This is a genomic window from Campylobacter sp. VBCF_01 NA2 (assembly GCF_027797205.1).
GTDB lineage: Bacteria > Campylobacterota > Campylobacteria > Campylobacterales > Campylobacteraceae > Campylobacter_B.
The window spans coordinates 22,007-45,583 of the sequence record NZ_CP115607.1 but is presented as its reverse complement, the minus strand read 5'-3'; the positions used below and the strand labels follow the sequence as shown (position 1 = coordinate 45,583).

Annotated in this window: 25 protein-coding genes; 14 read left to right on the top strand and 11 right to left on the bottom strand. The window is 42.2% G+C overall.

Annotation, left to right across the window (positions count from 1 at the left end; translation table 11 throughout):
* The first annotated feature begins 1 nt into the window (after window position 1).
* The 12 genes from PF027_RS00290 (at window position 2) to PF027_RS00235 (ending at window position 9,846) form a co-directional block, all read left to right on the top strand.
* Complete coding sequence (locus tag PF027_RS00290) at window positions 2–1,111, top strand: carboxymuconolactone decarboxylase family protein (protein WP_270877272.1); 1,110 nt, start codon at window positions 2–4, stop codon at window positions 1,109–1,111.
* A 10-nt stretch (window positions 1,112–1,121) separates the two neighbouring features.
* Entirely contained in the window at window positions 1,122–1,673 is a 552-nt protein-coding gene (locus tag PF027_RS00285; RefSeq protein ID WP_270872655.1) for a flavin reductase family protein, read from the top strand.
* A 24-nt stretch (window positions 1,674–1,697) separates the two neighbouring features.
* Entirely contained in the window at window positions 1,698–2,324 is a 627-nt protein-coding gene (locus PF027_RS00280; RefSeq protein WP_270872654.1) for a flavodoxin family protein, read from the top strand.
* A gap of 172 nt (window positions 2,325–2,496) precedes the next feature.
* Complete coding sequence (locus PF027_RS00275; protein ID WP_270872665.1) at window positions 2,497–3,078, top strand: NAD(P)H-dependent oxidoreductase; 582 nt, start codon at window positions 2,497–2,499, stop codon at window positions 3,076–3,078.
* 72 nt (window positions 3,079–3,150) lie between these two features.
* Window positions 3,151–4,440, top strand: a complete 1,290-nt coding sequence (locus PF027_RS00270) for an NTP/NDP exchange transporter (protein ID WP_270872653.1) — start codon at window positions 3,151–3,153, stop codon at window positions 4,438–4,440.
* Between the two features lie 33 nt (window positions 4,441–4,473).
* The gene (locus tag PF027_RS00265) at window positions 4,474–5,475 is read left to right on the top strand and encodes an aldo/keto reductase (protein ID WP_270872652.1); all 1,002 of its coding nucleotides are present in this window, start codon (window positions 4,474–4,476) and stop codon (window positions 5,473–5,475) included.
* Window positions 5,476–5,570: 95 nt separating this feature from the next.
* A complete protein-coding gene (locus PF027_RS00260; protein ID WP_333720397.1) occupies window positions 5,571–6,536 on the top strand; it encodes an aldo/keto reductase in 966 nt (321 codons plus the stop codon).
* Window positions 6,537–6,556: 20 nt separating this feature from the next.
* Complete coding sequence (locus PF027_RS00255) at window positions 6,557–7,204, top strand: DUF4405 domain-containing protein (protein WP_270872651.1); 648 nt, start codon at window positions 6,557–6,559, stop codon at window positions 7,202–7,204.
* Window positions 7,201–8,730, top strand: coding sequence for a flavodoxin (locus tag PF027_RS00250; protein WP_270872650.1), 1,530 nt, complete (start codon window positions 7,201–7,203; stop codon window positions 8,728–8,730). Before PF027_RS00255 ends, PF027_RS00250 begins: the two co-directional genes overlap by 4 nt.
* Before the next feature lie 36 nt (window positions 8,731–8,766).
* Window positions 8,767–9,165 (top strand): flavodoxin family protein, encoded by a 399-nt coding sequence (locus PF027_RS00245; protein ID WP_270872649.1) that lies wholly within the window; start codon window positions 8,767–8,769, stop codon window positions 9,163–9,165.
* A gap of 8 nt (window positions 9,166–9,173) precedes the next feature.
* Window positions 9,174–9,434, top strand: a complete 261-nt coding sequence (locus PF027_RS00240; RefSeq protein ID WP_270872648.1) for a hypothetical protein — start codon at window positions 9,174–9,176, stop codon at window positions 9,432–9,434.
* Between the two features lie 16 nt (window positions 9,435–9,450).
* On the top strand, window positions 9,451–9,846 hold the full coding sequence (locus PF027_RS00235) for a cyclophilin-like fold protein (protein WP_270872647.1): 396 nt from the start codon (window positions 9,451–9,453) through the stop codon (window positions 9,844–9,846).
* Window positions 9,847–9,957: 111 nt separating this feature from the next.
* Here PF027_RS00235 and PF027_RS00230 read toward each other — a convergent pair whose 3' ends face one another.
* Window positions 9,958–10,404 carry a MarR family winged helix-turn-helix transcriptional regulator gene (locus PF027_RS00230; RefSeq protein ID WP_270872646.1) on the bottom strand — a complete coding sequence of 149 codons (447 nt, stop codon included), beginning with the start codon at window positions 10,402–10,404 and terminating at the stop codon, window positions 9,958–9,960.
* A gap of 97 nt (window positions 10,405–10,501) precedes the next feature.
* On the opposite strand from PF027_RS00230, the gene PF027_RS00225 reads away from it, so the two are divergent.
* A complete protein-coding gene (locus PF027_RS00225; RefSeq protein WP_270872645.1) occupies window positions 10,502–11,338 on the top strand; it encodes a 4Fe-4S binding protein in 837 nt (278 codons plus the stop codon).
* A 33-nt stretch (window positions 11,339–11,371) separates the two neighbouring features.
* Entirely contained in the window at window positions 11,372–11,947 is a 576-nt protein-coding gene (locus PF027_RS00220; protein ID WP_270872644.1) for a nitroreductase family protein, read from the top strand.
* Between the two features lie 22 nt (window positions 11,948–11,969).
* Here the strand turns inward: PF027_RS00220 and PF027_RS00215 are convergent, their stop codons facing one another.
* The 10 genes from PF027_RS00215 to argH all read right to left on the bottom strand — a co-directional run bounded on the left by PF027_RS00215 (window position 11,970) and on the right by argH (window position 23,577).
* Complete coding sequence (locus PF027_RS00215) at window positions 11,970–12,470, bottom strand: methylated-DNA--[protein]-cysteine S-methyltransferase (RefSeq protein ID WP_270872643.1); 501 nt, start codon at window positions 12,468–12,470, stop codon at window positions 11,970–11,972.
* On the bottom strand, window positions 12,467–13,630 hold the full coding sequence (locus PF027_RS00210; protein WP_270872642.1) for an MFS transporter: 1,164 nt from the start codon (window positions 13,628–13,630) through the stop codon (window positions 12,467–12,469). The genes PF027_RS00215 and PF027_RS00210 overlap by 4 nt, the downstream gene beginning before the upstream one ends.
* Window positions 13,631–13,671: 41 nt before the next feature.
* Window positions 13,672–14,526: a universal stress protein gene (locus PF027_RS00205; RefSeq protein ID WP_270864717.1), complete on the bottom strand. Its 855-nt coding sequence runs from the start codon at window positions 14,524–14,526 to the stop codon at window positions 13,672–13,674.
* Between the two features lie 12 nt (window positions 14,527–14,538).
* Window positions 14,539–16,671, bottom strand: coding sequence for a polyribonucleotide nucleotidyltransferase (locus PF027_RS00200; RefSeq protein ID WP_270872641.1), 2,133 nt, complete (start codon window positions 16,669–16,671; stop codon window positions 14,539–14,541).
* A complete protein-coding gene (locus PF027_RS00195) occupies window positions 16,655–17,389 on the bottom strand; it encodes a phosphoribosyltransferase family protein (protein ID WP_270858543.1) in 735 nt (244 codons plus the stop codon). The genes PF027_RS00200 and PF027_RS00195 overlap by 17 nt, the downstream gene beginning before the upstream one ends.
* On the bottom strand, window positions 17,386–19,593 hold the full coding sequence (locus tag PF027_RS00190; protein WP_270872640.1) for an LPS-assembly protein LptD: 2,208 nt from the start codon (window positions 19,591–19,593) through the stop codon (window positions 17,386–17,388). Before PF027_RS00190 ends, PF027_RS00195 begins: the two co-directional genes overlap by 4 nt.
* Before the next feature lie 28 nt (window positions 19,594–19,621).
* Window positions 19,622–20,068, bottom strand: coding sequence for an RDD family protein (locus tag PF027_RS00185; RefSeq protein WP_270867896.1), 447 nt, complete (start codon window positions 20,066–20,068; stop codon window positions 19,622–19,624).
* A 4-nt stretch (window positions 20,069–20,072) separates the two neighbouring features.
* Window positions 20,073–21,320, bottom strand: a complete 1,248-nt coding sequence (gene purD / locus PF027_RS00180) for a phosphoribosylamine--glycine ligase (RefSeq protein ID WP_270867895.1) — start codon at window positions 21,318–21,320, stop codon at window positions 20,073–20,075.
* A gap of 218 nt (window positions 21,321–21,538) precedes the next feature.
* The gene (locus tag PF027_RS00175) at window positions 21,539–22,210 is read right to left on the bottom strand and encodes a uroporphyrinogen-III synthase (protein ID WP_270872639.1); all 672 of its coding nucleotides are present in this window, start codon (window positions 22,208–22,210) and stop codon (window positions 21,539–21,541) included.
* On the bottom strand, window positions 22,180–23,577 hold the full coding sequence (gene argH, locus PF027_RS00170) for an argininosuccinate lyase (protein WP_270872638.1): 1,398 nt from the start codon (window positions 23,575–23,577) through the stop codon (window positions 22,180–22,182). The genes PF027_RS00175 and argH overlap by 31 nt, the downstream gene beginning before the upstream one ends.

Here is a 23,577-nt window from a genome sequence, read left to right as displayed (position 1 = left end):
TATGTTTTTTAAAAAATCAATCTTAACACTAGCCCTAACTTCGCTATTTTGCGGGGTTTGCATGGCAAATGAAACGGGGGAGAATATGCAAATTTCACAAAGCGAAATCAAAAATTTAAACCAAAAAGAGCTAAATTTAACCAAAATTTCGGCGTTTTTGGCTAGTTCAAATTTAAGCGAGTTAAAAATCGCCGTAAATTCTGCGCTTGATAGCGGTATAAGCGTGGCTGAGATTAAAGATTTAATGGCGCAACTTTATGCGTATTGTGGCTTTCCAAAAGCCCTAAATGGACTTGGCGTTTTAAACGAAACGCTTAAAGAGCGCGAAAAAATGGGCTTAAAAACCACGCAAGGCACGGAAAATAAAATCATAGAAAAAAATTTAAATAGCCTTGAAATCGGCTCTAAAACACAAACCGATTTAGTGGGCGGTAAAGTCGATTTAAGCGCACTTAGCGCAGATGTGGATTATTATTTGAAGGCGCATTTATTTGGCGATATTTTTGCGAGCGAGATTTTTTCGTGGAAGGAGCGCGAGATCATCACGGTCGCAGCATTAGCGGCGATGAGTGGCACCGAGCCACAAAGGGACGCTCACATAAAAATCGCTAAACTAAACGGCATTAGCGACGCGCAAATAAATGAGATTTTAAAAATTTCAAATTCAGCTAAATTTGGCAATCCTAGCGCCATGAGCAAGGACGAATTCGCCAAAATTAGCCCATTTGGCGTGGGCGAACTAAACAGCGCGTATGCGAAGTATTTCAGCGGAAATAGTTACTTAAACGCTATCTCAACCGAACAAGTCAAAATGTATAATGTGGTCTTTGAGCCAAGCTGCCGCAACAACTGGCATATCCACCACGCCAAAAGCGGCGGCGGTCAAATCCTAATCGCCACAGCAGGTCGCGGATACTACCAAGAATGGGGCAAGGAAGCCGTGGAGATGAAAGCAGGAGATGTCATAAATATACCAGCTGGCGTCAAACACTGGCACGGCGCGGCAAAGGATAGCTGGTTTGCCCATATCGCCGTCGAAGTCGATGGCGTGGAAACTAGCAACGAGTGGCTAGAACCTGTAAGCGACGAGCAGTATAAAAAACTAAAATAAGGAGCAAAAAATGGCAATTATTAATGTCGATATTCAAAAATCCTACCACATTTTAAACCACGGTGCCACGACGATAGTCTCGGCTGAATTTGAGGGCGTAAAAAACGCTATGGCGGTTACTTGGGCATGTCCGCTGGATTACGACAAAGTTACGATAGTGCCGCACAATGGCTCATTTACACGCACTTTGATTGAAAAAAGCGGATATTTTGCCGTGCAAATCCCCGTCGCCACGCAAAAAGATTTGCTTTTAAATTTGGGCGATGAAAACAATTCTCGCTTCGACAATCCGCATAAAATGGACGGCGTGGAGCTGTTTTATAGGGGCGAATTTAAAGTTCCGCTAGTCGCAGGTTGCGCTGCGTGGATAATCTGCAAAGTTATCCCGGAGCCTCACAACGAGCAGACCTACGACCTTTTTATCGGGCAGGTTGTGGCTGCATTTGGCGATGATAGAGTTTTTGACGGCTCACATTGGCGTTTTGATGAAGTTGGCGATGAGCTAAAAACGCTTCATTATGTAGCAGGGAAAAAATTTTATCTTGACGGCAAGGGCGTGTAAATTTAGTAAATTTAAGGAGCAAATATGTCAAAAATCCTACTAATAAACGGCAGTCCGAACAAAAACGGAAGCACAAATTTAGCGTTAAGCGAAATCGCAAAAGAGCTCGAAAATAACGGCGTTCAAAGCGAAATTTTATACCTTGGCAAAAAGGCGATAAATGATTGTATATCATGCTATAAATGCCAAAAAACTGGGCTTTGTTCAATAGATGATGTGGTAAATCAAATAGTTGCTAGACTTGATGAATTTGACGGCATTGTAGCCGGAAGCCCTGTTTATTACGCTGGACCCACAGCTAGAATTCAAGCGTTTTTGACAAGGCTGTTTTTCGTAGCTGGTCAAAAAAATCTAGCCTGTAAGGTAGGAGCCAGTGTCGTCATAGCTAGGCGTGGCGGGGCTAGTGCGACTTTTGATAGGCTAAATAAATTTTTTACAATCTCAAATATGTTTGTAGCTGGTTCGCAATACTGGAACGAAGTCCATGGCTTGGTGCCAGAGGATCTGCCAAATGACGCAGAAGGTATGCAGACAATGCGAACGCTAGGCAAAAATATCGCTTGGTTTATCAAATGTAAAAATTTAGCCATGCAAAACGGCTTAGAATTGCCAAAATACGAGCCTATAACCCTTACGCATTTTATCAGATAGGTTTGGATTAAATTTATAAATTTAAGGAGTGATTATGAAACGCAGAGAATTTTTGAAAAATTCAGCAGTTGTGGGCTCTGCGGTAGCCCTTGGAGCGACAAATTTGGGCGCACAAGAAAACGGAGTAAATTTCGCAAATTTGAAAATTTGGGATAAAGGCGAAGGAAAAAATATGAAAAAAATCTACATAATAGACGGCTCAAAGGAATTTTGGGGGAGCAAGGGCGAGCTTAGCAAACTTTTGTGCGAGACAGCAAAACAGACGCTTGAAAGCCTAGGCAAAAGCGTAGAAATCAAAAAAATCGACAATGGATATGAGCAAAAAGTCGAGTGCGATAAAATTTTAGAAAGCGATTGTGTGATTTGGCAAATACCTGCGTGGTGGATGGGCGAGCCGTGGATAGTGAAAAAATATATCGATGAAGTATTTATGGAAATCACTATGAAAACAGGCGGAAACGACGGCAGACACCGCACTAATCCTACCAAAGACTACGGTAAGGGCGGCAAACTCACAGATAAAAAGTATATGTTTAGCGTAACATGGAACGCCCCGCTTGACGCGTTTGAGGATAAGGACGAATTTTTCGGCGGAGCGGGTGTGGAGGCTGTGTATATGCACCTGCACAAAACAATGGAATTTGTTGGAATGACGGGCTTTCCTACATTTATGTGCAACGATGTCATAAAAAATCCGCAAGTTGAAAAATATGTGAGCGAGTATAAGGCGCATTTGCAAAAGATTTTTGGGTAAATTTATTGAAATTTAGAGCAGTTTTGGCGCGTTTATAATGCCAAAATTTGCACAATTAGGCAAAATATAAAAATGAAATTTAAAGAAAAATTTTACTCAATTTTTGAGATAAAGCACGAAGAATTCAAGCTTTTGCTTTACAGCGCGTTTTTTATTTTTTCGCTTTTTTGCTCGTATGCGCTTTTGCGCCCGATTCGCGACGCACTGGGGATTCACGGCGGAAGCGACGAGCTAAAATGGCTATTTTTAGGCACTTTTGTCGCCACGCTTGTTTGTTCGTTTGTGGCTATGTGGCTAAGCGGGGCTATTAGGCGCAAACTCTACACCGACGCCATTTTTATATTTTTTGCCCTAAATTTGCTTGGCTTTTTCGTGGCTATGAGATTTATTGACGCCCAGAGCCCCGCATTTGCCACACTTTGCAGGGTTTTTTACATTTGGGTTAGCGTTTTTAATCTCTTTGTCATAAGCTCGGCTTGGAGCGTCCTAGCAGATGTTTTTAGCAAAGAAACAAGCAAATCAATGTTTGGCATAATCAGCGCAGGAGCTAGTTTGGGTGGGATTGCAGGGGCTAGTTTGGTTAGCTTTTTGCGAGAAGTTTCGACGCAAAATTTCATATTTTTATCGGCATTTTTGCTACTTTTTGCCTTGATTTTAAAAAATTTAATCATAAAAGAGGGGCTAAATTTGCTCCAAAACGAGAGCGAAAAGGCAAATTTCACTCAAAAATTCAGCACTCCACTACCTAGCAAAAACCCGCTTGATGGCTTTAAAATCATCGCTAAATCGCCCTATTTGCTATCTTTTGTAGGCTTTGTTTTGTTGCTAACAAGTGTTAGCACATTTTTATACATGGAACAAGCCAGAATCGTCCGAGCCGTCTTTGAGACGCGCGAAGCCAGAGCCGCAGCCTTTGCAAATATCGATCTCATCGTGCAAAGCGCTAGTTTTTTTATACAAATTTTCTTAACGGCAAAAATCGCTAAATTTTTTGGCATAAAGTGGCTTTTGGCTCTGCTTGGATTTGTGATTGCGCTCGGATTTATTATGCTAAATTTCACGCACCCAGCATTCTGGGGTATCGCGCTTGTGATGAGCCTGCGTAGGGTCGGCGAATACGCCCTTGTAAAACCGGCTCGCGAAATGCTTTTTGTCCCGCTTGATAGCGAGAGCAAATACAAGGTCAAAAACTTCCTTGACACGGTTGTTTATCGCGGCGGAGACGCGCTCTCATCGCAGGTCGAGGGCATAGCACTAGCTAAATTTGGCGTGAGTGGAGTTTTGATTTTAGGCGCAATAATTTCGTTTGTTTGGGGAATTTTGGGTCTGAATTTAAGTAAAAAATATGAGAAATTAAAATAAAATTTGCAGAATTAGGCAATAAAAGGAGAGATTATGAAATACACAAATTTAGGGCAAACCGACATTAAAATTTCGCAAATTTGCCTTGGTTGTATGGGTTTTGGCAGACCAAATCCAAATTTTCTTACTTGGACTGACGCTGATGAAAAAACCTGCGAAAAGGTCGTCGCAAGGGCATTGGAGCTTGGTATAAATTATTTTGATACTGCAAATGTCTATACCAACGGCGATTCTGAGATTTATCTAGGCAAGGCTTTGCGAAATTTAGGCGTCAAAAGAGAAGATGTCGTCATCGAAACTAAGGTATTTTTCAACGAAGGCAAACTAAGCAAAACGGCAATCATGCGTGAAATCGAAGGCTCACTAAAACGCCTAAATATGGACTATGTCGATGTGTATATGATACATCGCTTCGACTACGACCATGAAATTTATGAAACTATGAGTACTTTGCATGAGTTAGTAAAAGCCGGAAAAGTCCGTGCGCTTGGGGCTAGTGCGATGTATGGCTATCAGTTTTTTAACATGCAACTATGCGCCGAGCGTGAAAGTTTGACCAAATTTAGCGTTATGCAAAACCATTATAGCCTGATTTATAGGGAAGACGAGCGGGATTTGATCCCCGTGTGTAGGCAGTTTGGCACAAGTATCGCGCCGTATAGCCCGCTAGCTGGCGGTCATTTAGCTCACACTTCGTGGGACGGGTATTCAAAACGCGCAGATGAAGACAAGGTTTTGCGCGTAAAATACGATGAATTTAAAGAAAGCGACTTAAAAATCATCGCTAGGATTGATGAAATAGCGAAAAATCGTGGCGTAAATATGGCGCAAATCGCATTAGCTTGGCACTTTGCTAAGGGCGTGGATAGCCCTGTGCTTGGAGCAATCAAAACAGAGCATTTAGACGACTGGGTAAAAGCCCTTGAAATCAGCCTTGATGAGAGTGAGATCAAATACCTTGAAGAGCTGTATGTCCCACACAAAGTGGTAGGAGCTATCAATAAAGGCGGACCGGAACGAATCGAGCGAAAATAAAATTTGCAGGATTAGGCAAGGAATTTGGAGAATTGTTCTATGAATTTTACTCTCAAATTTGCTAAAATTTCATCAAATTTGCCGAAAGGATTTTTATGCAAAGAAGGGAATTTTTAAAAAATTCTGCGATCTTAGGTAGCGTGGCACTGCTTGGCGGTGCGCTAAATTTAAACGCAAATTCTTTGAAAGGAGAAGCTATGAAATTTATCACTTTAAATGACGGCAAAAAGATGCCTATTTTAGGATACGGCGTGTATCAAATCCCACAAAACGACACCCAAAGGTGCGTTGAAGACGCCATTAGCGTAGGATACCGCTCTATCGATACGGCTCAGGCATATCAAAATGAGCTTGGCGTGGGAGCGGCGGTAAATTCGGCTATTAAAGGCGGGATTAAGCGAGATGAGTTTTTCATCACAACCAAAATTTGGGTTAGCAACGCGACAGAAAGTGGCGTTTTACGCAGTTTTGAAGCTAGTATGAAAAAGTTAAATTTAGATTATCTTGATTTGCTTTTGCTCCACCAGCCATATAACGACATTTACGGAGCGTGGCGCGCGATGAGTAGGCTAAAAAACGAAGGACGCATAAAATCAATCGGCGTTAGCAATTTTTATCCCGATCGCTTAGTGGATTTCGCCATAAATAACGAAATCAAACCCGCCGTTAATCAAATCGAGCTAAATCCATTTCATCAGCGTAAATTTGACCGCGAAATCGCCAAAAAATATGGCGTTGCGATGCAAAGCTGGGCGAGTTTTGGCGAGGGTAGAAACGATATGTTTAACAACCCTATCCTTAAAAAAATCGGCGAGAAATACGGTAAAACGGTAGCTCAAACGATTTTGCGCTATCTTATCCAGCTTGATGTTATCGTCATACCAAAAACCACTCGCAAAGAACGCATGATAGAAAATTTCAGCGTTTTTGACTTTGAACTTGACGCAAACGATATGCAAACAATCGCTGCAATGGACGAGCAAACATCGCTATTTAATGATTTCAACCACTTAGACCCAAAAACAGTAGAAATGCTAAACGGCTGGAAACTGCCTGATTAATGGGCTTTGCAAGGCGAAAAATGAGTAAAAAAAGCCAAAAACAGCTAACCGACATTTTTCTGGCGTTTTTGTTAATTTTGCTTATGAGTTCGCAATCCACAGAGCAAAGAGCGCACGAATATATCGGCGTTTTTGCTCTTTTTGTGGTTTTAATCCACCAAATTTTAAACTCGTGGTGGTATAAGCTCAAAATTTTAAAAAATTCATCAAATTTGGCTCAAAATTTCATAAATTTCGCCCTTATAATTTCTTTTGCAATCTCCATAATATCGGGTTTGGCGATGAGTAAATATGCCGCGGCTATTTTTAGCGGATTTATGAAAATTTCATTTGCCAGAGTGCTTCATTTATGCGCTACGCACTGGTTTTTTGTGTTTGCTGGGCTTCATATCGGTTTTCACGCGCTAAATTTAGCCAAAAAACTAAAACCAAGCACTTTCGCAAATGCCCTAATCATCGGCTCGTGGCTAATTTCGCTTTATGGATTTTGGCTATTTTTGGATACTGGCATGATTGATTACATGCTAGCTAAGGTGCAATTTGCATTTTTGGATTTTAAAATTCCGCTTTACCAAAGTATGCTACGCGGTGCCGTAATGCTCTTTTCGTGGGCGTTTATCGGATTTTTACTAGCAAAATTTATCAAAAATTTAAAGGAAGCAAAATGAAAAAATTTATGCCTATTTTCGCGCTTTTGGCGATTTTTATTTTTGGCGGGGCGATTTATAATATTACTGGCTCAAAAAAGAGAAATATCATCGAAAACACCGCCACAGCGAGCGTTTCAAACGAAAATGAAAATTTAGAAAAACTAAAAATCTTAGATGAAAAATCAAAGCAAATTTTAAGCGATACGCAGAAAAATTCCACAAATTTAGATAAAAATTTCGTTTTGATTAAAGGCGGAAATTTCATCATGGGAAGCGAGAAAAGCGAAAACTGGCGAAGCGATGACGAGATGGCACATGAAGTGGGCGTGAGTGATTTTTATATCGGCACTCACGAAATCACGCAGGGCGAATACGAACGCATCACAGGCGTTAATCCAAGCGAAAACAAAGGTGTTAATTTGCCTGTAGAAAATGTTTCGTGGCTAGATGCGCTAATATTTGCCAACCTAAAAAGCCTTAGCGAAGGGCTAAATCCAGCTTACGAAATCACGCCGGATTCGGTTATTTGGGACATGGGCGCAAATGGATACCGTCTGCCAAGCGAAGCCGAGTGGGAATTTGCAGCCAGAGCTGGGACTTCGACGCCGTTTAGCTCAGAGATCCCGCCAAGCGGAAAAGAGGCGAATTTTTACTCAAACTACCCTTATGAAATCGAAGAAAATTATTTTGACAATAGCAAACTAAAAGCAAAACCCACAAGCCCACGCTATCGCACGATAGAAGTGGGTAGCTTTTCGCCAAACGGCTTTGGTCTTTTTGACATACACGGAAATGTAAATGAGTGGTGCTGGGATTTTTACGGCGCTTACGAGAGCGGGGACGCGCTAAATCCCACAGGCGCGAGTGTCGGCACAAGGCATGTTTATAGGGGTGGCGGCTGGAACGACTTTGGCAAAAATTTACGCAGTGCTTACAGGGCGGCAGCTCAGTCAAATTATAAAAATCACAATCTTGGAATTCGCCTTGCAAGAAATGCCAAAAATTCGCCAAATTTAGGCAAAATCGAAGCCAAAAACGAAAGTTTTATTCAAAGCAAACACGAAAAAATCCTAATCGTATTTTTCTCGTGGGGCGGAAATACGCGTGGCATAGCCAGAGAAATTCGCAAAATCACGGGCGCAGACATCTTTGAAATTCGCCTAGAAACGCCGTATTCTGATGATTACAATACTTGTTTAATGCAGGCTGGGAGTGACCAACATAAACAAAAACGCCCAAAAATAGATGCACAAATCAAAAATTTCGAGCAGTATGATACGATACTACTAGGCTATCCAAACTGGTGGGCAAGTATCCCAATGCCCATTGCAACGCTACTTGAAAGCTATGATTTTAACGGCAAAATGATAATTCCGTTTGCTTCGCATGGTGGGGGCAGAATGGGGGCTAGTGTCACGGCTATTGCCAAGCTTGCGCCAAATTCGCCTATCGGAAATGCGTTATCGGTGCATTATTCGGGTGGTGCGACTCTCGGCGATGACATAAAAGCATGGCTAAATGCTAACGGAATTTTGCTAAAATAAAATTTGCAGAATTAGGCAATAAATTTAAGGAAAAATATGAAAAAAGTTATCATCATAAACGCAAGTCCAAGGAAAAATTTCAACACGGCTGAAATTTTAAAATCTAGCGAAAAGGGCGCACAAAGCGTGGGCGCAAAGACTGAGTTTATAAATTTAGGCGATGTGGATTTTAAGGGCTGTATAAGTTGTTTTGCCTGTAAAAGAAAGAGCAAAAGTCTAGGCGGACTTTGCGCCGTAAAAGACGAAGGAAGGGCGGTTTTAGAAAAAATAATTAACGCTGATGCCCTAATAATCGGCTCTCCGATTTATGATTTTTATCCGACAGGCATGTTTAGAAACCTTTTGGAGCGTATGCTTTTTGCCAGTGGGTCGTATATGCTAGATGAAAACGGACGCTATGAGCTAAATTTAAAGAAAAAATCCCGGTTGGGTTAATCTATACGATGAACGCGACAAAAGAGCAGGTCGCGCAGTATAACATGGAAGCGATGTGGAGCGGAAACGAGCTCGGACTAAAAATGGTCTATGGGCACTGCGAAACGCTTTTGGCGTGCGATACTTACCAGTTTAAGGACTATTCGAAGTATGATTGCAATATGTTTAGCGAACCGTACAAAAAAATGGTGCGAGATACGCAGTTTTCGCAAGATTTGCAAAATGCTTTTGAGCTTGGTGCGAAGTTAGCGCAGATGAATTTGGGCTAAATTTGAAAGGAAATTTATGAAAAAACTGATTTTTTTGTGTTTGAGTATAATTTTTGCATTTGGAGGCGAGATGAGAGTAAAATTTAGCTGTGAAAACGCCGAAGCTGTGGCGGTTTTGGGGAATACTAGCGCGGCAAAGAGTTTTTATGAAAATTTGCCATTAGAGTTAAATTTGAAAGATTACGCTGGGCGAGAAAAAATCGCGGATTTGCCTGTGCGATTAAATTTTGCCGGCGATCCCAGCTCGGACGGCAAAGTCGGCGATCTTGGCTATTTCTCGCCGTGGGGAAATTTGGTGCTTTACTACAAACCTCAGCCATACTACGAAGGCGTCATAAATCTCGGTAAATTCGAAAGCGGATTTGATGAAATCATAAAATGTGAGAGAGTTTTAATCCAAAAAGCGGATTAAAATTTTAGTAAAATTTGGCGAATTTTGCGCGAAAAATTCGAAATTTAACGCAAATTTCGCCCGAATAAATTTAACGTAACAGCGAAATTTGCGCCTTTTGCGCCGTTTGCGCTATTTGCACCCTTCCCACTCGCCACGAAGCAGTTTTAAAAGCAGTTTTTTAAATGTCGCAAACTCTTCGTCGCTTAGCCAGTGCTCGTTCGCCAAAGTTTGCGGGACTTTTAGCGCCTTTTCGCGCAAAGCTTCACCCTCTTTGGTGAGCGAGATTATGATATTTCGCTTATCGCTGGGGTCTTTTTCGATATCGACGAAGCCTTTGGATTTGAGATTTTTAAGCAAATTTGATAGCGTGTTTGCCTGCAAAAACAAAGCCTTAACCAAAACTTTTTCATTTATTTGCTTTTTTTCCCACAAAACCATCATTACGATGTATTGCGTATAGGTTAAATTTATCTTTTTAAGCAAAGGTTGATAACGCCTTAAAATTTTATTTGCCACAGCGTAAGTCGGGAAGCAAATTTGATTTTCTAGCAGCAACATATCGTATTTATCGCTCATTTTTTCTCCAAATTTCAAATTTGACAAATTATATCGTATGCGATATAATTCACAAGAATTTTGCAATTTTATCAAAATTTTAATTAAAGGGGTAAAAATGGCGAAGAAAAATTTGTATTTGGTATATTTTAGTCCGAGTGGTTCGACTGAGAAAATCGTCAAAATGATAGGGGAAGAGATCGCAAATTCGGGCGAATTTGAAATCAAAAAAATCAATCTTTTGCGCAAAGAAAACCGCGAAAAAATACACAATTTCACCAAAGATGATTTGGTGATTTTTGGCTGTATGAGCACAGGCAAGCTTTTCACACTTTCAGATGAGATGTTTGCTTGCTTAAAGGCGCAAAATACGCCATTTATCGGGGTTGTAACTTATAGCAATGCGTATTATGGCATAGCTATAAAGGAAATGAGCGAACGCGCCCTAAACAGCGGGTTTAGCGTGGTCTCACTGGGTGCTTTCATCGCTAGATACTCCATGCTAAAAGGGCTAGCCGACAACCGCCCAGATAAAAGCGACAAGCAAATCATTAAAAATTTCGCCAAAGCCTCTTACGAAAAATTTTTGCGTGGCGATTTGAGCGTGCATGATGAGCTAAAAACTGGCTGGGGAGACTGGGAAATGGGCAAACAGGTCGTGGCTTACCGCGAAGAGCACCCAGAAGTGGCATACGCGCTACCGCCAGAGTATAAAGCCAAAGAATTTACCGCTGAGTGCATAGAGTGTAAAACCTGCGTGAAAAACTGCCCCACAGGCGCAATCAATATCGAAAATAAGGCGTTTGATTTAGAAAAGTGCATTTCGTGTTATAGTTGCGTCAATCGCTGTCCAAAGGGCGCGATTAAGCCAATCGCCGCCAAAGAAATGGTAGATATCATCACTTCGTTTGTGGCTGATTCACAACGAAGACAAGAGCCGACGCTGTTTTTTTAAAATAAATTTCAAATTCCAAAGAAAGGATAAAAAATGGAACTTTTAGAAGCAATGCAAAGACGCCAAAGTGTGCGAAAATTTAGCGATAAAATGCCAAGCCCTGAGCAAATCAAGGCTGTTTTGGAGGCTGGGTTTTTAGCCCCTGCGCTTTTTACGACCAAAGACGCACACATTAGCGTCATCACAGACAAAGATTTGCTCCGCGATTTAGACGCGGCTGCGAGTAAAAAATTTAGCAAAATGCTAGAAAGCATGGGTATGACAAACACGCTTTACGGCGCACCTGTGTATGTTTTAATCTCTGGGAGATTGGCAGATGAGGTCCCGGCTGGATTTGAGTTTTTGCACCCAGAAAATATCCACAGAAATGTCTATTGGACAATGGGCTCACTTATGCAAAACATGCAACTTCGCGCCACCGAGCTTGGGCTTAGCTCGTGCCTGATAAACACCGTCGTGGTTACGCTTTTTGACGAGCCAGAACTCGCCAAAAGAGCGGGTATTCCTAAGGGATACTCGCCACTTTGTTCTATAGTGCTTGGGCTTAGCGACTTCGAATTTAAAAAAAGAGAGCCTAAAAATGAGCATTATCAATTAAATTTTATATGAGAGTTAAAATGAGTTTTTATGATTACAGCGTTTTCACGCCAAAGGCGAGACTTTCTAAATTTAAAAGAAAGCGTTTTTTATCCACTCCGTATGCGTAGCCTGTGAGTTTGCCGCCACTGCCGATAACTCGGTGGCAAGGGATAATTATCGCGATAGGATTTGCTCCCACTGCCCTGCCAACGGCTCTGGCGGACATTTTTGGAATTTGTCTTTTTAGTGAGATTTCGTGCGCAATATCGCCGTAAGTCGTAGTAGTCCCAAAAGGAATTTGCATTAAAATTTGCCAAATTTCAAGCTGAAAATCGCTACCAATTAGTGAAATTTTAGGTGTGAAATTTGGCAAATTTCCACTAAAATAAATATCCAACCAAGCGCAGGTATCCCTAAAAATTTGCAAATTTTGCTCCCTAAATTCTGCGCCAAAATCGCTAAATTTGCCAAATTTAAGCGCTGTTAAATTTGCTCCGTCGCTTTGCATAAAAATCTCGCCAAGCGGTGAGCTATAACGCCAAAAATATTTCATAAGCTTTGCCTTTTTTCTAAATTTGGCAAGAAAAACGCCATGATTAGTGGCAAAACGCAAACCCCGCAAAGCGTGTAAAAAACATAACTAAGTCCAAATTTATCGGCTATTAAGCCCAAAATCGGCGCAAAAATCCCGCCAATGCTGACAGTCAGCCCAAATGTAACGCCAGAAGCAAGCCCAACGCGGTTTGGCAAATAGCCCTGCCCAAGCGCGATAATCGGGCTATAAGAAAGAGCTAGAAAAATGCCAAGCGGTGCTAATAAAACCACGGCAAAGCCCAAATTTTGCGCGGTTGCAAACATGATCATAATCGGCAAAAGGCAGAGAAATGAGATTTTTATCATCTTTGTAAAGCCGAATTTATCGGCAAACCTGCCACCAAGAAGGGTAAAAATCGCGCTCACGCCGATATATGCGCTTAATAGTATGTTTGCGTAAGCCTTGCTTTGGTCAAATTCGTAGATAAAATAAAGTGCCAAAAATGTATTAAATCCGTGAAAAATGATAGAACGCCCACAGATTAACGCCATAAGTTTATAAAATCCGCCCCAGTCATCGACGCCGCTAGTTTGGGTGTTTGTGGCTGTTTTGGGTGTAATTTCGCCAAGTCTTTTAAATTCGGCGTAAAAAAATCTATACACAATACTAACGCAAATTTGCGGAATTATGAAAATCAGTGTCCCTTTTAGCCCAAACGCGCTAATAATCGCTGTCATGAAAAGCGGACCCAAAGAAAATCCCAAAATCCCACCAAATGAGAAAATGCCGATATTTTGGGCTTTGTTGTGCGAATTTGAACATTTGTTTATGGCTCTTGCGGCTTGTGGGTGAAACATCGCCACGCCAATTCCTGTAATCATCACGACCGCACAAAGCACGGCAAACGAGGGCGCAACGCCACTTAGCGCGATACCGCCACCTGCTAAAATAAGACCTAGCGGGATAATGTAAGGGGTGTTTTTCTTATCAGCGAGCGAGCCAAAAACGGGCTGGATTAGCGAGCCCACGATATTTGAGACCATGACTAGGCTTGCAGCAGTTGCGTAATCGTAGTGATAGCTGGCGATTAAAAACGGCAAAATCGCTACGAGTGCGCCTTGGTTTATATCACAGCACAAATGCGAAAATGCCAGAATATAGACAAATTTGTTTTTCATTTTAAATTTAGGATTTTATATGGGAAAATCCCATATAAAATTTACATTAAAACAGGAATTTGCGTATTTTGCAAGAAAAATTTGCTCGTTCCTGAAAGCAGAATTTCCTTAATTCCAGTGTTTGAGTGAAGTCCAGCGACGATTAAATCGTATCCGCCGTTGTTTGCATAGTCTATCAAAACCTGCCCTGGAATTTTGCCGTCAATATTTAAAAGCTCGAATTTATCGACTTTCACATCGTGCAGTGCTAGATACTCGGTGATTCTGCGCTTAGTCTCTTCTGCGCTATCTTGGAGATAGTGATTGGCTGTGATGATTGTAACATTTTGCGCTTTTTTGAGCAAGTCTAGCGAGTGATCGAGCGCTCTGGCGCTTGCAGCCGTGCCTGTAAGAGAGACCAAAATTTTATCAGCTTTGAAGCTTTTTAGCTCTCTTGGGATTACGATACAAGGCTTGCCACTTTTTGAAACAGCCGCCTCGAAAGTGCCCGTAATCGTGCCAGTTGGGGGCACTGAGACCACGACAAGATCGCAGTATTTAGAATGCTTTTCAACTAGCTCGGAGCGAATTCCTACCAAATGGCGCAAGCACGCACTTTTTCCTACTCTCTCATCTTCGTGCATATCAAGGCCGATTTTTTTGCACTCCGCCTCGAAAACTGCGCCGATTTCATCGCGCTCAGCCTTCATCTCCTCGTTTGCCGACTCCAAAAACTCGTCCATCAAAACTCCGCCTTTTAGCGTCATGCGGACATTATAAATCATCTTAGGATCTAGCTGGCATGCCATGATATTCATGTGTGTGCCAAAAAATTTATTCACAAGCAACGCACCACGAATTCTGCCCTCTAACTCTTCGCCGCCACCGATTGGGAAAAAAAGTTTTTTCAGCTCCATTTTGCCTCCTTTTTACACTAATTCAAGTGAAATTTTACTACCTTTTTGCTCTGTTACGCGCACTCTAACCACATCGCCTGGTTTAAATGGAGTTGTGATAAATTTCGCTCTTAAAAGCCCATCTACGCCGTCGCGAAGTGAAATAAATGTGCCAAAATCTAGTGAGCTTTGCACTACGCCGTCAAATTCCTCGCCGATTTCAAATTTTACCTCTTTGCGCTCGTGCCTATCGCCTCTATCGCCACGCGGTTTGCGGAAATCTTTCGCATTTGAAACGATAGAAAGGATTTTCTCTTTTGCACCATCGACGCCGTCTTTGTTCGCGCCTTGGATTTTAACCTCGCCTTTTTCGCGATCTAAATCAATGCTAACGCCAAATTTTTCGGTGATTTCCTTAATCGTTTTTCCGCCTTGACCGATGATATCGACGATTTTGCTAGGATCGACGCTGAAAATTTCGAGTTTTGGAAGCACGGCTTCGTTGATTACGATATTTGCGTTTGCTTCCTCCATTAAATTTAATATATGCGCTCTGCCCTCTTTGGCTTGCGCTAGCGCCTCTTTTAGCACTTCTAGGCTAATTCCGCCAAGCTTGATATCCATTTGAAGCGCGGTAATTCCGTCGTTGCTACCAGCGACCTTGAAATCCATATCCCCGTCGTGATCTTCTAAGCCCATAATGTCAGTCAAAATCGCGTGTTTGTCGCCCTCAAAGATTAGTCCCATAGCCACACCTGCGACTAGTTTTATGGTTTTTACACCGGCTGCGCGAAGCGATAGTGCGCCACCGCACACTGAGGCCATTGAGCTAGATCCGTTGCTTTCTAAAATTTCGCTTACTACGCGCATTGATTGAGGAGAGTTTATATCAATGCTTGGAAAAATCGCTCGTTTTGCCAAATTTCCATGTCCCAACTCCCTGCGACCTGGGCTTTTTAGCGGGCTTGCTTCGCCTACGCAAAATCCAGGGAAGTTGTAATTAAACATAAATTTCTCAGCTATCGGCTCTGGGCTAGTTAAGCTATCGCTAAGCTGAGCGTCGCTATCCCCACCCAGAGTTGCCACCACCAAAGCCTGTGTTTGACCGCGGGTAAAGAGGCATGAGCCGTGCGCGCGTGGCAAAATGTTTGTCTCAATGCTGATTGGGCGCACCTCATTTAGCGCGCGTCCGTCGGCTCTGCGACGCTCTTCGATGATTTGAGTGCGTATGATTTGGCGTTTGTATTTGCCAATGACATTTGTGATGACATCTTTTTGCCACTCGTTTTGCACCGCGATTTCATCAGTTAAAATTTTATCTACAATTTTATTTAGCTCGGTTGCGCGCTCGCTTTTTGCCATTTGATTAATCGCCTCTTTTACGGCGTCTTTGTAGTTTTCATCGATGTATTTGGCGATATTTTCATCTTCGATTTCTGGTTTATACTCTAAATTTGCGTCTGGTTTTTTAAGCGCTAAAAACGCTTCCTCGTATTTGCGCGAGCCCTCTTCGATAGCCTTAGCAGCGAAATTTATCGCCTGGGCTGTCAAATCCTCTGGTAGTTCGTTCATGCTTTGGACGCCATCTACGATTTGAGGGAGCGAGCGCATCTCAATCATCAAAAGCTCATCGCCCACGCCAGCTACATACAGATCAAGGGCTGAATTTTTAAGGGCTGAATTTGACGGATTTAGCACAAACTCTCCGTCTATTTGGCCCACTCTGACACCGCAAACTGGGGCTTTCATAGGAATATCGCTTAGATATAGCGCCACACTTGCCGCATTTAGGCTCACGACCTGCAAATCCACCTCAGGATCTGCTGAAAGGACATAAACTACGATTTGGGTAGGGTAAGCATATCCTTTTGGAAAAAGGGGGCGAAGCGAGCGATCTATAATACGGCTAGTTAGCGTCTCAAAATCGCCCGGTTTGGTCTCTCTTTTGATATATCCGCCAGGGATTTTTCCCACGGCATACATTTTTTCGATATATTGCACGGTTAGTGGCAAGAAATCTTCCTCTACCTGTCTATCTTCCCTAGCGACCGTAGCTAGCACCACAGTATCACCCACACGCATAAGCGCAGCACCCGCTGCTTGTTTTGCGACCTTGTCTATGTCAAAAATTTCTAATTGATTATTTACATCAATCTTGCACTGCATTGTTACTCTCCTTGTTTTCGTTTTTATCAATGTTTTTTTCTTTGTGAAATGGTAGGTAAAATTCGCAATTATTTAAAATTTGCATAATATCCTCGGCTTTTTCCTCTTTTTTCTCTTTGTAATAAAAATCCACATTTACAAAATCTTTTATTTTATGCACGGCGTATAGCCCATCTACCGCGGCTTCTATCTCTTCGGCATTATCAGTGCTAATAACCGGCGTAGCATAAAAAATCGTCTTTGCATTTAGCTTGATTAGGGTTTTTATACATGTCATCGTCGTAAGCCCACTCTCGCAACCCTCATCGACTAAGATTACATTTTTTCTAGCCAAATCAGGCAAAAGCGCGCCCTTGCGAAATTTATAGACATTTTTTAAAATTTTTTCCTCATATTTGCGGTTAGCCTGCCCGTAAATATAATCCAAACTTATCCCAAAGCTTTTGACAAGTTCATCTATAAAAACTATCTCTTGCGTTTCGCTCACACAGGCTATCACGCATTCTGGATTATTTGGCGCATAAATCATCTCGCTAAATAAAAATTCATAGCTTAAATTTAGCTTTTCAGATAGTCTTTTTACCAAATAAATCGATGATAACGACTGGGCTATGATTAGGAAATTTTCGTTTTTTACCGCATTTGAGGGCAGAATTTCAGCTAGCTTTTCGGCTGCTTCTACTTCGTTTTCAAACATCAATTCCGCTCTTGGTATCATTGCGCTTCACCATACTCAGTATCAACCGAAAAATCATATCCAACCCCGCCAAATGGGTAGAAATTTACGAAAAAGTAAAATCCATGCTCTTTTTTAGCCCTGGTGTAATCAGCGTTGCTCGTGTTTTTTGGCTCGATGTCTTCTTGATAGACGAAAGAGTAGTTCCAGCACTTTCTCGTATGCGTGATACCTAGCCTCCACATTTTTGAATACGACCTAGCCAAATCATACTCCCAGCGCCCGAAAATTTTGTTATTTCCTGGCAAATTCGCGCTTAAATTTGCGATTGTGTAGTTGTCTTTTTTATACCTTTTTTCGTTTTCATCGCCGAATTGATCGTAGGTATAAGCATGGCTTATGCTCGCGCTAAAATCAGAATTCGAGTAGTTTGCGTAGGTTTGAACCTTGCTAAAACTATCGTATTTGTGCGAGTATCTGAAACGATTGCCTAAATTTAGCCCATTTGCGAAATAAATATCAAATCTATGGTCGAAATTCCCCAGCTCTTCATCGTCAAAATCATAGCTTTGTTTAGCCGAGTGGCGGATAAATTTGCGCCCATTTTCGTCGTAAAAATACTGCGTCATGCCAAGAGCTATATTTTCGTGTGTGTATTCATCAGCCAACTCGCCAAGGAAATTATCCTCCCAATACAGCGAATCTTGTAACCTTGCCAAGCGGGATTTGCGTAAATTTCCATTTTTTTCATCGTATTCATATTGGTGAGATTTCAAAATTCTCTTATCAATCTCGCCCTTTTGCCAGCCAGGAATCCTTAAATCAGCCCTCCAAGTCATAGTATGATAAAAGCTCTCATACGCCTTGGCTAAATCCGTAAATGCTGAAAATTCGGTATATTGATTGGCGTAAAATGTGCTTTTATCAGCTTCTAGCTCGCCATTTGCGTAGTAGTATTTATCGCTCCAATCTATATGCGTCATATACACACGCTCGCTCACGCTAAGTCCCAAATAATCGCCCAAAAATCTATCGCTATAACTAAGTGGAATATCAAGCTCGTATTGGCGTGCGGTAACGCCTTCTTGGCGGGTGAAATTTCGCGCCTTTAAATCCACAGAGTAGAGCAAATTTGGCACAAAGATATCATCGATAAATTTATGATATTGCGCAGTCGGTAGCTCTTGAACTGTGTCGCGGTTTTGGAAGACGCTATCTTGGTTGAGCTTGCTAGTGTCGATATAATACCTGCCATAAAGCCCGAAATAATGCTCATCTGTCGTCAAATAATAATTTAGCTTAGAGGTTACTAGCGCGTTATCGTCCTCATCGACGCCACCTTTGCTCTTTAAATCATAGTATTCAAGGTCGTTTAATTTCGTAAAGTCGATCCATAAATTTTCTTTGAAATTTCCGTCGATTAGGTATCCTACAAGCTTGCTTCTGTCATATTCTATCTCGTATCCGTAATGTTTTTCGTTTTTATACTCTAAGCGTTCTTGGGCGCGGGTGAAATTATCAAACACACCGCCACGAATTTCACCCCTTGAATACGGCGAATCCGCAAACCTAAATGTCCCATACACACCAAAACCACGGCGCGAACGAACCTGCGGGTCTAACTGCAAATCCCAGCTATCATACGGCGCGAAATAAATCGGCTGTTTATAATACACGCCCTCATCGCCGATATACCCGCCCTCTGGTGGCAAGAGACCGGTTCTGCGGGTAGTATCAGTAGGCACGCCAAAATACGGCAGATAAAACACAGGCACATCGCCGATATAAAATCTAGGGTTGAAAAGGTGTAAAAATTTGCTCTCTTTATTTAGCTTGCCACTGCTAAATTTGATTTTCCAGTCTGGATCATTGACATTACAGCTAGATATCACAGAGCCCTTGACACGGTAATACTCGCTATCACTGCAACTCTCATCATTTTGCATCCAAAGCTCAGCGTCTTTATCCATCATAAAGGTCGCTTTGCCCTCTTGGGTATTGTTTTTCAGATCGATTTTAATGTATTCGGCTCTGGTGGTTTCGTTATCCCCACGCATAGCATTCACATTGCCAAAAAGCTCGATTATTTCGTTTTTTTCATCATAAGTGGCGCGATCGGCTGTGAGAAAATAGTCCTGTGAATACACAGTTACATTGCCTCTGGCTATGGTTAAAAAGCCGTTTCGCTTGACATTATCGGCGATTAACTCGACATTTTGCACCTTTGCGTTAAGCAAATTTGCCACTAACGCACCAAATGTTAATATTAAAATTTTACTTTTTTTCAATTTCTACCACCAAGGTTTTTGCTGCCAAATCCTGCAAACTCTGACGAAATTTCGTCCAAAATGCAAACAAAAATCCGATATAAAATGCTGTTTCGCTAACCAGCCTAACGCCCGATCTAAACGCGCAAACGCCAAAGCTAAGCCTCTCGTTTTCGTCCCTAGCGCTGATGACTTTTATTTTTAGGGCTAGTTTTCCCAAAGTCGCGCCATAAAAATATACAAAAATCGCGTGATATAAAAATTTCACCATTACTAAATAGGGCAAATACGGTGCGATTGCGTTATTTAGCGCCATTGGGTCGCTTCCGCTCATCTGTGAGGCCGCAAGCAAGGGCTCGGAAGCCACGCTAATGAGCATAAAGGTAAAAAGCACGCCCATAATCACCTCATCTAAAATAAAGGCGAAAATTCTCTTAGGAAGACTAGCTAACACTTACTTAGTCCCTAAGTGCCTGATATGCAATATCACTTCGGTGTTGAGAGCCTTCGAATTCTATATTTTTGACTAATTCATAGGCTAAATTTCGCGCTTCTCTGATATTATTAGCTACACCCACACTTACCAAAACTCTTCCGCCGTCTGCGTAAATTTCGCCGTTTTCTTCGCTAACGCCAGCATAGCAAATGTGAGTGTTAGCCGGAATTTTGCCTAAATTAATCTTTGTTTTTGGCGTAGATTTATAAGGGTAGTTTTCGCTAGCACTTACGACGCCAACGGCGAATTTATCGCGGAGTTTGATGTCTGTTAGCTTGCCAGTGGCTGCATCGTATAAAATTTGGCTTAAATTTCCGTCGATTAAAGGCATCAAAACCTCGCACTCAGGATCGCCGAATCTGACATTGTATTCGAGCACATACGGCACTCCACCCACGATCATAAGCCCCACAAAAAGCACTCCACAAAACGGGTTACCGTCTTTTTTCATACCTCTTAAAGTCGGAGCTACGATTTCGTTTTCGACCCTTTTTATCAGCGCCTCATCTGCTAGCGGGCTTGGAGCGTATGCGCCCATACCGCCTGTATTTGGACCCTGATCGCGGTTTAGCAATCGTTTGTGATCTTGGGCTACTGGCAAAGAGACGAAATTATCCCCGTCACAAATCGCAAAAAAGCTAAGCTCAAATCCGTCTAAATACTCCTCGACAACCACGGTTTTACCAGCATCTCCGAAACTGCCTTTTAGCATTTCCCATGCCGCATCTCTGGCCTCGTCGTGGTTTTGAGCGATTATTACGCCCTTGCCTGCGCAAAGCCCGTCGGCTTTGACTACGACTTTTTCATCTAGGGTGTGGATAAATTTAGAAATTTCCTCGAAATTATCGCTGTTTAAAAATCTAGCTGTGCGGATAGCATTGCGAGCCAAAAACTCCTTCATATAGGCTTTTGAGCCCTCTAAACGAGCTGCCGCTTTACTCGGTCCAAAAATCACTAGACCTTTTGATTTGAATACATCGACAATGCCCTTTGTAAGCGGATCTTCTGGGCCTACAATCGTCAAATCGATTTTGTTGTCTTTCGCAAAATTTGCAAGTTCCTCAAAAGTTTTCAAATCCAAATTTTCGCCAAGTGCGCTAGTCGCGCCATTTCCTGGGGCAAAATATAGATTTGAAACATTTTTATCCTCTTTTAGTCTAAGTGCGATAGCGTATTCTCTGCCACCGCTGCCGATGATTAAAATTTTCAAGGTAAAACTCCGTGTAAAAATAGCCCAAGTGAGCGTTGCGTGAAAAAGATTCGGCCTAAAACAAAGCCAATCTTGCAACTAGGACAAGCCCTTAGGTCGCAACCCGTAAGCTCAGAGCCTCAAACCGAGCCGCGTCACACCGGCAAATCACATCGTCGCCTACTAAAATATGTTAGACCCTCATAAATAACGCTGGCGCATCACCCAGGCAAGCGAAATTATATGTTTTTTTGCCTTAAAATACAAGCAAACGCCAAATCCACACACGCTTTTATGCTTTGATTTTCGCTGATTATGGGCGTTGTAAATTTGGATAAAATTTTAGCCGTGCTATTTCCTATGCAAATCGCCTGATATGAGCTATCCCAACCAAAATTTGAAATAAAACTTTTCGCATTTAGTGGCGAAGTAAAAATTATCACGGAATTTGGGGCTGGTTTTTGCGAAATGCTAGCTTTTTTGGGTCTGTTTTCGTAGCCGATTATATGGGTCAAATTTACGCCATTTTCGTGCAAAATTTGGGGCAAATTCGACACCCTATCTTTGGCGCTGATATAAAGCGCGCTTTTGCCCTTTAAATGCGTGGCAATCTCGCGCGCAAACTCGTCGCCATGGGAGTTTTGCGCTACGAAAATATTTTTGTATCCCTGGGCTCTTATCTCGTCAGCGCACGCCTTGCCAATGGCGTAAATTTGGATATTTTCATCAAATTTAATGCCGTTAAATTCCAAAGATTTTACCCCATTTTTCGATGTAAAAATAAGTGCGTCAAATTTGGAATTTATGCTAAATTTATAAAATTTTATCTCGCATAAATTTAGCCAAATCACCCTCTCATCGTCAAATTTAGTGTTTGAAACTAAATAGAGCTGCTCTTCTCGCCCAGCCACTTTTGCACACTCGCGATCTGCGCTAGCACGCTAGAACTGCTAGCCCCGCCGAAAGATTTCCTAGCGTCCATCGAAGCTTTTAACCCCAAAAATGCAAGCGCATCAGGCGTGATTCGCTCATCGACCAAGCGAAGCTCTTCTGCGCTCATTTGGCTTAGATCCTTGCCCGCTCCCTCTGCTGCGGCTACGCATTTTCCGGTGATAAAATGCGCCTCGCGAAACGCCACGCCCTTTTCTCGCACCAAAAAATCCGCCAAATCAGTCGCGCTTAAATGGCCGCGCTCAGTCGCGCTTAGCATATTTTTTTTGTTAAATTTGGCTGTTTTTAGCATTTCATTTAGGATTGCAACGCTCTCCAAAATAGCTTTTACGCTATCAAACACGCCCTCTTTATCCTCTTGCATATCTTTGTTATACGCCAGAGCAAGACCCTTCATAACGGTTAAAAGCCCCATTAAATTTCCATAAGCCCTACCAGTTTTGCCCCTGATTAGCTCGGCCACATCGGGGTTTTTCTTTTGTGGCATTATCGAGCTTCCAGTCGAATACGCGTCGCTGATAGTGATAAAGCCAAATTCGCTCGAACTCCACAAAATCAGCTCTTCGCACAGCCTTGAAGCGTGCATGAAAAATAGACTAATGTTAAATAAAATTTCAAGGGCGAAATCTCTATCGCTCACGCCGTCCATTGCGTTTTCCATAGGGGCATAAAATCCAAGCGCACTAGCCGTGGCGTGGCGATTTATGCGGTGTGGGGTGCCTGCAAGCGCAGCCGAGCCAAGTGGGCTAAAATTTCCGCGCTCAAAGCTTGACACAAACCTTTCATAATCTCGCTTAAACATATAAATATAAGCTAGCAAATGAAAGGCAAGGCTTACAGGCTGGGCGTGTTGGAGATGAGTGTAGCCCGGCATTAAAGCGTCTGTGTGGGAGTTTGAAATTTCAAGCAAGGTTTTGATTAAATTTAAAATTTGAACCGAAATTTCGCGGTTTTTTCGCATTACAAAACGCCTGAAATCAAGGGCTACTTGATCGTTGCGAGAGCGCGCAGTATGGAGCTTGCCGCCGATTTCTTTGCCTACAATTTCGCTTAGGCGTTTTTCGACTGCCATGTGGATATCCTCATCGGCGATTTTCCACTCAAACCTCCCCTCATTAATCTCGGCTAAAATTTGCTCCAAACCAGATTTTATCGCGCTAGCTTCGTCTTTGGTAATGATTCCTGCATCGCCTAGCATGCTTGCATGAGCGATTGAGCCTGCGATATCGTCCTCATAAAGCTCTCTATCGAACATAATCGAAGCGTTAAATCTCTCCAAAAGCTCGCTACTAGCCTCACTAAACCTGCCTTCCCACATTTTTTTCAT

Bases quoted from the DNA above. Each gene is read 5' to 3' on its own strand.
- PF027_RS00265 (WP_270872652.1), top strand. From the start codon at position 4,474: ATGAAATACACAAATTTAGGGCAAACCGACATTAAAATTTCGCAAATT.
- PF027_RS00250 (WP_270872650.1), top strand. From the start codon at position 7,201: ATGAAAAAATTTATGCCTATTTTCGCGCTTTTGGCGATTTTTATTTTT.
- PF027_RS00290 (WP_270877272.1), top strand. From the start codon at position 2: ATGTTTTTTAAAAAATCAATCTTAACACTAGCCCTAACTTCGCTATTT.
- PF027_RS00200 (WP_270872641.1), bottom strand. From the start codon at position 16,671: ATGCAGTGCAAGATTGATGTAAATAATCAATTAGAAATTTTTGACATA.
- PF027_RS00275 (WP_270872665.1), top strand. From the start codon at position 2,497: ATGAAAAAAATCTACATAATAGACGGCTCAAAGGAATTTTGGGGGAGC.
- PF027_RS00235 (WP_270872647.1), top strand. From the start codon at position 9,451: ATGAAAAAACTGATTTTTTTGTGTTTGAGTATAATTTTTGCATTTGGA.
- PF027_RS00205 (WP_270864717.1), bottom strand. From the start codon at position 14,526: ATGGAGCTGAAAAAACTTTTTTTCCCAATCGGTGGCGGCGAAGAGTTA.
- PF027_RS00215 (WP_270872643.1), bottom strand. From the start codon at position 12,470: ATGAAATATTTTTGGCGTTATAGCTCACCGCTTGGCGAGATTTTTATG.
- argH (WP_270872638.1), bottom strand. From the start codon at position 23,577: ATGAAAAAAATGTGGGAAGGCAGGTTTAGTGAGGCTAGTAGCGAGCTT.
- PF027_RS00270 (WP_270872653.1), top strand. From the start codon at position 3,151: ATGAAATTTAAAGAAAAATTTTACTCAATTTTTGAGATAAAGCACGAA.
- PF027_RS00255 (WP_270872651.1), top strand. From the start codon at position 6,557: ATGAGTAAAAAAAGCCAAAAACAGCTAACCGACATTTTTCTGGCGTTT.
- PF027_RS00225 (WP_270872645.1), top strand. From the start codon at position 10,502: ATGGCGAAGAAAAATTTGTATTTGGTATATTTTAGTCCGAGTGGTTCG.
- PF027_RS00260 (WP_333720397.1), top strand. From the start codon at position 5,571: ATGCAAAGAAGGGAATTTTTAAAAAATTCTGCGATCTTAGGTAGCGTG.
- PF027_RS00230 (WP_270872646.1), bottom strand. From the start codon at position 10,404: ATGAGCGATAAATACGATATGTTGCTGCTAGAAAATCAAATTTGCTTC.
- PF027_RS00280 (WP_270872654.1), top strand. From the start codon at position 1,698: ATGTCAAAAATCCTACTAATAAACGGCAGTCCGAACAAAAACGGAAGC.
- PF027_RS00210 (WP_270872642.1), bottom strand. From the start codon at position 13,630: ATGAAAAACAAATTTGTCTATATTCTGGCATTTTCGCATTTGTGCTGT.
- PF027_RS00240 (WP_270872648.1), top strand. From the start codon at position 9,174: ATGAACGCGACAAAAGAGCAGGTCGCGCAGTATAACATGGAAGCGATG.
- PF027_RS00195 (WP_270858543.1), bottom strand. From the start codon at position 17,389: ATGATACCAAGAGCGGAATTGATGTTTGAAAACGAAGTAGAAGCAGCC.
- PF027_RS00245 (WP_270872649.1), top strand. From the start codon at position 8,767: ATGAAAAAAGTTATCATCATAAACGCAAGTCCAAGGAAAAATTTCAAC.
- PF027_RS00220 (WP_270872644.1), top strand. From the start codon at position 11,372: ATGGAACTTTTAGAAGCAATGCAAAGACGCCAAAGTGTGCGAAAATTT.
- PF027_RS00285 (WP_270872655.1), top strand. From the start codon at position 1,122: ATGGCAATTATTAATGTCGATATTCAAAAATCCTACCACATTTTAAAC.